This window comes from Synergistaceae bacterium (assembly GCA_021372895.1).
GTDB lineage: Bacteria > Synergistota > Synergistia > Synergistales > Synergistaceae > JAJFTP01.
In genome coordinates this window covers 1-5,711 of the sequence record JAJFTP010000076.1, presented here as the reverse complement: position 1 = coordinate 5,711, position 5,711 = coordinate 1, and the positions used below count along the sequence as shown (strand labels likewise).

Annotated in this window: 7 protein-coding genes; 1 reads left to right on the top strand and 6 read right to left on the bottom strand. The window is 50.7% G+C overall.

Annotated features, from left to right (window positions below; all coding sequences use genetic code 11):
* Positions 1-215: 215 nt before the first annotated feature.
* Entirely contained in the window at positions 216-998 is a 783-nt protein-coding gene (locus tag LLF78_06865) for an SDR family oxidoreductase (protein MCE5202214.1), read from the bottom strand.
* A 175-nt stretch (positions 999-1,173) separates the two neighbouring features.
* Here LLF78_06865 and LLF78_06860 point away from each other — a divergent pair, with 175 nt between their 5' ends.
* A complete protein-coding gene (locus tag LLF78_06860; GenBank protein MCE5202213.1) occupies positions 1,174-1,824 on the top strand; it encodes a GntR family transcriptional regulator in 651 nt (216 codons plus the stop codon).
* A 178-nt stretch (positions 1,825-2,002) separates the two neighbouring features.
* Here the strand turns inward: LLF78_06860 and LLF78_06855 are convergent, their stop codons facing one another.
* From LLF78_06855 to LLF78_06835, 5 genes are all read right to left on the bottom strand, one after another.
* Positions 2,003-3,262 carry an argininosuccinate synthase gene (locus tag LLF78_06855; protein ID MCE5202212.1) on the bottom strand — a complete coding sequence of 420 codons (1,260 nt, stop codon included), beginning with the start codon at positions 3,260-3,262 and terminating at the stop codon, positions 2,003-2,005.
* Between the two features lie 186 nt (positions 3,263-3,448).
* Positions 3,449-3,637 carry a hypothetical protein gene (locus LLF78_06850; GenBank protein MCE5202211.1) on the bottom strand — a complete coding sequence of 63 codons (189 nt, stop codon included), beginning with the start codon at positions 3,635-3,637 and terminating at the stop codon, positions 3,449-3,451.
* A gap of 79 nt (positions 3,638-3,716) precedes the next feature.
* Complete coding sequence (gene surE / locus LLF78_06845; GenBank protein ID MCE5202210.1) at positions 3,717-4,538, bottom strand: 5'/3'-nucleotidase SurE; 822 nt, start codon at positions 4,536-4,538, stop codon at positions 3,717-3,719.
* A gap of 12 nt (positions 4,539-4,550) precedes the next feature.
* Entirely contained in the window at positions 4,551-5,168 is a 618-nt protein-coding gene (locus LLF78_06840) for a site-2 protease family protein (GenBank protein ID MCE5202209.1), read from the bottom strand.
* A gap of 81 nt (positions 5,169-5,249) precedes the next feature.
* Positions 5,250-5,711: thiamine pyrophosphokinase (locus tag LLF78_06835; protein MCE5202208.1), on the bottom strand; the 462-nt coding region annotated here is incomplete at its 5' end.

Here is a 5,711-nt window from a genome sequence, read left to right as displayed (position 1 = left end):
GGAATGTCCGCTATCAGATCCTCTATCGAGTCCACGCCGATATACTTCAGCATCTCATCCTGGACCTCAGGCAGAGAGTTCGGAATATACGGGTACACCTTCTTGCCCATTTCATTACCCCCAAATAAAAAATTTAAAAATACTGTCCAAAAACCCCACCGGTGAAAAAATCACGCCGACCGGTCACGAAGCAGATGTCGCATATAACCGCCGTTTTAAGCGATGCCGCCGCCATCAACGACAAGACTGCTTCCTGTGACCCAAGGAGTCATATTGCTGCAGAGGAAGAATACGCACATGGCAACATCCTGAGGGGTACCAAGGCGCGCGATAGGACGCTTTGCGCATTCTTCCTTATACTTTTCGTCATAAACGCCGCCAAGCTGCTCACACTCGCTCTTAAGCATCGGAGTGTCTATGTCTCCGGGACACACACAGTTGACATTGATATTATCCGGGCCGTGGTCTATGGCCATAGCCCGAGTCATGTTCCACACGCCGGCCTTTGCCGCGCAGTAGGACACGGCATGATCTCCGCCCTTCAGCGCCCATCCCGAACCGATGTTGACTATCTTGCCGCCTCTGGCACGTTTCATGTGAGGTACTACATGCTTGCTCATAAGAAAGACGCTCTTGAGCGTCACGTTGATTGCCAGATCCCAGTCAGACTCCGTTAAAGTCTCCACCGTATGGCGGCGTGCAACTCCGGCACAGTTCACCAGTATGTCTATGCGGCCGAATCTTTCAGCAGCAGCATCGGCAACGGCTTTGCAGTCAGCTTCCTTTGTTACGTCACACTTGATAAAAACAGCCTTGTTTCCGGCACATGTTATTTCCTTTACCACATTTCCGGCAAGGTTTTCATTGATGTCCGCAATAACGACCGTTACCCCGGCGCTTGAAAAAAAACGCGCGATCCCCGCACCGATCCCGGATGCAGCTCCGGTTACTATCGCCGTCTTGCCGGCCATGCCGCAAAGTTCGTTCAAGTCAAGCATCCCAGTCACTCCTTATAAAGTTGGCAAGTTTTAAGATTTATGGTATACAGTGGATACATTTATTAAATCCTTTATATATCATACTCATTTCCGTGTCAAGAGTTTCCTCTTGCAAGTTTTGCCAATTCTGTATATATTTCTTATATCGCGGAAAAACAGGGGGAGCTGAACATTTATGAGCACGTCGCACGCACCGGTCAGGACGACTGCAGACTATGTATATCAACAGATACGCAGAAAGATATTTGAGAAAAAACTTCAGAGCGGGCAGCGCCTGCCTGAAATTGCCGTAGCAAAGGAATTTGAAGTGAGCAGGACCCCTGTGCGCGAGGCATTGAGGCGACTTGAGAACGAGGGGCTTGTTCAAATAATGCCCGGATGGGGCGCATGCCTCGCCTCACCGACAAAACAGGAGATAGTCGACACTTACGAGGTGCGCGAAAATCTGGAGGTCATGGCGATAAGGAAGGCATCTCACATCATAACGCCTCTGCAGCTCTGCCGCCTCCAGGAACAGATAGACGCGGAAAGGAAGACCTTTTCCGACAAAGATCTTGAAGCATATCTAAACGTCAACGACGCGTTCCACATCATAATTGCAGAGTCCTCCGGCAACGGCACACTCGCAAACTATGTAAGAAATATTTTATCGCGCACATACGTACAGATGATATTTTTTGAATCATTCTTCGACTTCGACACAAACCCCAGCCTTGAGGAACACATAGATATCCTTGCCGCCCTTGAAAAACACGACGAAGAGGAATGCGTCAGACTTCTGCACGACCACCTGAAGCTTTCGATGGAGGCGCTGAAGACTCAATAAAAAATCGCACCAGGCGCGGCACGGGCACGCTTACGCAGTTATCATAATATTGTGTGTTTTTTATTCTTGGGCTTTTCTTCATATAACGAAGCGGCAGATCCTCCGCATGCCCAACGGCATAGGGGCGGGTCTGCCGCTTTATTACGTCATATCTGCTGTATGTGAAAACCGTATCCGGCTAATAGGCGGCCTTGCCTTTCGCAACTATGAAAGAATCGATGGGGTTGACATTCTTCTCCTTGTGGGTCTGACGCCATGTCTTTATCGGCATCCCCCATATTTTTATGAACCCTACCGAGGCGGACTGGTCAAATATGTCCCCGGCCGAATATGTTGCGAGCGCCTTGCTATAGACGGAGTTATCGGATTTCATGCCGTTGACGATACCGTTGCCCTTGTAGAATTTCATCCTGACCGTGCCATTGACAGACTTCTGCGTCGAATCCATGAAAGCCTGGACGGCCTCCATAAGCGGTGAGAACCAGTAGCCTTCGTATGTCATCTCCGCAAACCTTACTTCAAGCTCCTTCTTTGTCCTCAGTGTTTCCTTTGACAGTGTAATGGTCTCGAGTTTCTTGTGCGCTTCAATGAGCGCCAGTGCTCCGGGGCATTCGTAGACCTCACGGCTCTTGAACCCCACAAGCCTGTCCTCCACCATGTCAATCCTGCCATATCCGGCCTTGCCTGCGGTCTTGTTCATAATGTCTATCAGCTCTATACTGCCCATCTTTTTGCCGTTTATGGCAACCGGCAGCCCGTTTTCAAACGTTATCTCCACAGTTACTTCTTCATCTGGCGCATCCTTCGGGTCCGCAGTGAGCGCATAAGCGTCCTTGGGCGGTTCATTCCAAGGATCCTCAAGGATACCGCATTCTATCGAGCGCCCCCAGAGGTTGTCGTCGATGCTGTAGGGACTCTTGCGCGTAGTCGGGACCGGGACGTTGTGCGCGGCGGCATAGTCCATCTCTTCTTCCCTCGTAAAGCCCCAGTCGCGGACCGGCGCCAGCACTTCGATGTCCGGGTTCAGCGCGTTGCAGCATACTTCGATACGCACCTGATCCTGTCCCTTTCCGGTACAGCCGTGTGCGACGGCCGCTGCCCCCTCTTTCTCAGCGCACCAGATAAGTGCCTGTGCTATCATCGGGCGGGAAAGGGCTGAGTTGAGAGGATATACCCCCTGATAGACGGCATTGGATTTCAGCGCGGGCCACACGAATGTATCGATGAAGGCCTCACGAAGGTCTATTACGTATGCCTTGACTGCGCCTGCCGCATAAGCCTTTGCCTTGATCTCCTCAAGGTTGTCAGCCTGCTGCCCCACATTCATAGTAAGCGTCACAACTTCGTATCCCTGATCATGCAGCCATGGGATCGCCACCGATGTATCAAGACCTCCGCTGTATGCCAATACTACCTTGCCTTTTTTTTCTGCTGTCATTTGAAACTCCTCCTTAAAAATATATTCATAAATTTGTTTTGGGTGCCTGTCCGCTCAAAAACACAAAAAAGAAAGCCCGCCACTCTTCAGTAAAGAAGAGGGACGAGCTTATCACCCGCGGTACCACCCTCGTTGGCACATCCGTGCCCACTTGGTTAGTTTATTTTCGGAAAACTTCCGGAACTCCTACTTGACGCCGCCGTCTTTCTTCGGAATTCTGCTCAGGGGTGCGAGAATTACGATCCTACCTGCGAAAAGTGCTTTCAGCCGATGGCACTTTATCTCTGTCGCCGAGCAATCGAACCATTGTCCCGTCATCGCATCTGTCAATATGCGCAACACGGTCAATTCGTCGTATACGTCGTGCTCGAACAACAGCGGTAAAATTCACAATTCAGGCCTCCTTTTGATTCTCCTGTTTTAAAAAGTTGAGTGATATTTTATCACGCAAGCTCTAATTGTCAACTAAGTCCGGGAATTTTTTTTGAATCATTTTTTCGATAAATGATTCCATCCCCGCCTCTTTGCACTCCATGTAAGTTTCAAAGCTGGTCATCTCCATATGCACAGGCGTTATGGAAACATAGTCGTTGGCTACCGCCCAGACATCCGTGCCATCCGTCATATCGTCCTCTATGTTCCCGCCTATCCAGTACGCTTTCGCACCGGAAGGCGCCGTTACCGGCCTTACCTTGTCCACATAACGCCTGACGCCCTTTCTTGTGATTAGGGTGCCCCTGATGGCGTCAAGGGGCATATTGGGGACATTGACGTTGTACAACACCCCGGAAGGAATGGGGTTGTCCTTCACCCAGTCAAGCAACGTCATTAACACATCTGCAGCCGTCTCGTTGAATATATTTTTAGCTCCGGAGCTCATAACAAGGGAAAGGGCTATTGACGGGATGCCGAAGATAACTCCCTCCATAGCCGCACAGACCGTCCCGGAGTAAGTTAGGTCATCTCCAAGGTTGGGGCCCTGGTTTATGCCTGAAATGACCATTTCAGGTCTGAATCCCAGCATGTCGATAGCCAGGACGACACAGTCTGTGGGGGTACCGTCACATGCCTTGGCGGTAAAATCGGCCGAGAGAAAACGCCTGTCGACATCTTTTATATGCAGGGGCCTGTCAAGCGTCATTGCATGACCGCAACCGCTGCGCTCCCGGTCAGGGGCCACCAGAAGAACGTTGTGCCCCGCGTCAGTGAGATGCCTGGCAGCCGTCTGTATGCCTATGGAGTAAACTCCGTCGTCGTTTGTAAGCAGAATGTCCATTATATTTACCGGCTAAAGGATGATGCTGAGTATCAGTGTCATAATAGGACGCATGAGGATCGGAAGTACGCCGAATGCCATAAGTCCGAGAAGTATGAACATTCCATAACGTTCAAGCGTGTAATAGATATTCATATATTTGTACGGGAGGAACACATACAGAATACGTGAACCGTCAAGCGGCGGTATCGGGATAAGGTTGAACGCCGCAAGGCCCGCGTTCATGTATATCATTATCAGTATAAACTGCTGCGCACCGTAGCTCTGAAAGAGCGCAGGGAAAAATCTCACAAGCTGGGCGCATACAAAAGCTGTCAGGATATTACCCGCCGCACCCGCAAGACTCACGATCACCATGTCGCGCCTTGGATGCTTGAAGTATCCGGGATTGATGGGGACAGGCTTTGCCCAGCCGAAACGGAACAGCAGAAGACAGAGCGCGCCTACGGGATCAAGGTGGTGCATAGGGTTCATACTCAGCCTGCCATCCAGCTTTGCCGTGGGGTCGCCGAGTTTCATAGCGGCATAGCCATGGCAGTATTCATGAAATGTTATGGCCCAGAGAACTGCCGGAAGGCTTAGCAGCAGCTCCGCCAGGCGCGCGGTCATATCGCCTCCGCCTAAAAACATCAAAAATCACATCCTTATCTGATTGGTCAAAACCAACAAAGGGTATTTTATCACGAGAGAAGCGCTATTCCGTAACTTAATTTACTCATCCCGAACTCCGCGCCACTCCCAGTATACGCCGATACGTCCGCTCCGAACGGATACTGATGCCTCCATTCCGCCTTCAAGCCTGTTGCTGATGCTGTAAGGGTCCCGATATTCAAGGGTGACGTCACTCAAAGGCCAGCGCACTCCGGTGACGGAGACGCCGCCGCATTCCTCAGAAAACGGGATTATGGAGACAGCCTCCGGAATTTTATCAAACATAAGCCCAAGCGAATCAGGACCGCTCAGAAAAAACATCCCCTCTCTGTCATCGGCCATGCCGACAGGCACATATCTGTCCGACCTGTGCAGAAATGAGACGACAGTGCTCCATAAATGGTCAAACCGCCCTCCGAAACAGCCGGTAAGGAAGACCGGCACCTTCTTTTCTCCTGATTTTTGTGAGATGAGATCAAGAGAGAGCTGAAAATCGGTAAGATCCTTATCCCTGTCATACTC

Bases quoted from the DNA above. Each gene is read 5' to 3' on its own strand.
- LLF78_06865 (MCE5202214.1), bottom strand. From the start codon at position 998: ATGCTTGACTTGAACGAACTTTGCGGCATGGCCGGCAAGACGGCGATA.
- surE (MCE5202210.1), bottom strand. From the start codon at position 4,538: ATGGACATTCTGCTTACAAACGACGACGGAGTTTACTCCATAGGCATA.
- LLF78_06860 (MCE5202213.1), top strand. From the start codon at position 1,174: ATGAGCACGTCGCACGCACCGGTCAGGACGACTGCAGACTATGTATAT.
- LLF78_06840 (MCE5202209.1), bottom strand. From the start codon at position 5,168: ATGTTTTTAGGCGGAGGCGATATGACCGCGCGCCTGGCGGAGCTGCTG.
- LLF78_06855 (MCE5202212.1), bottom strand. From the start codon at position 3,262: ATGACAGCAGAAAAAAAAGGCAAGGTAGTATTGGCATACAGCGGAGGT.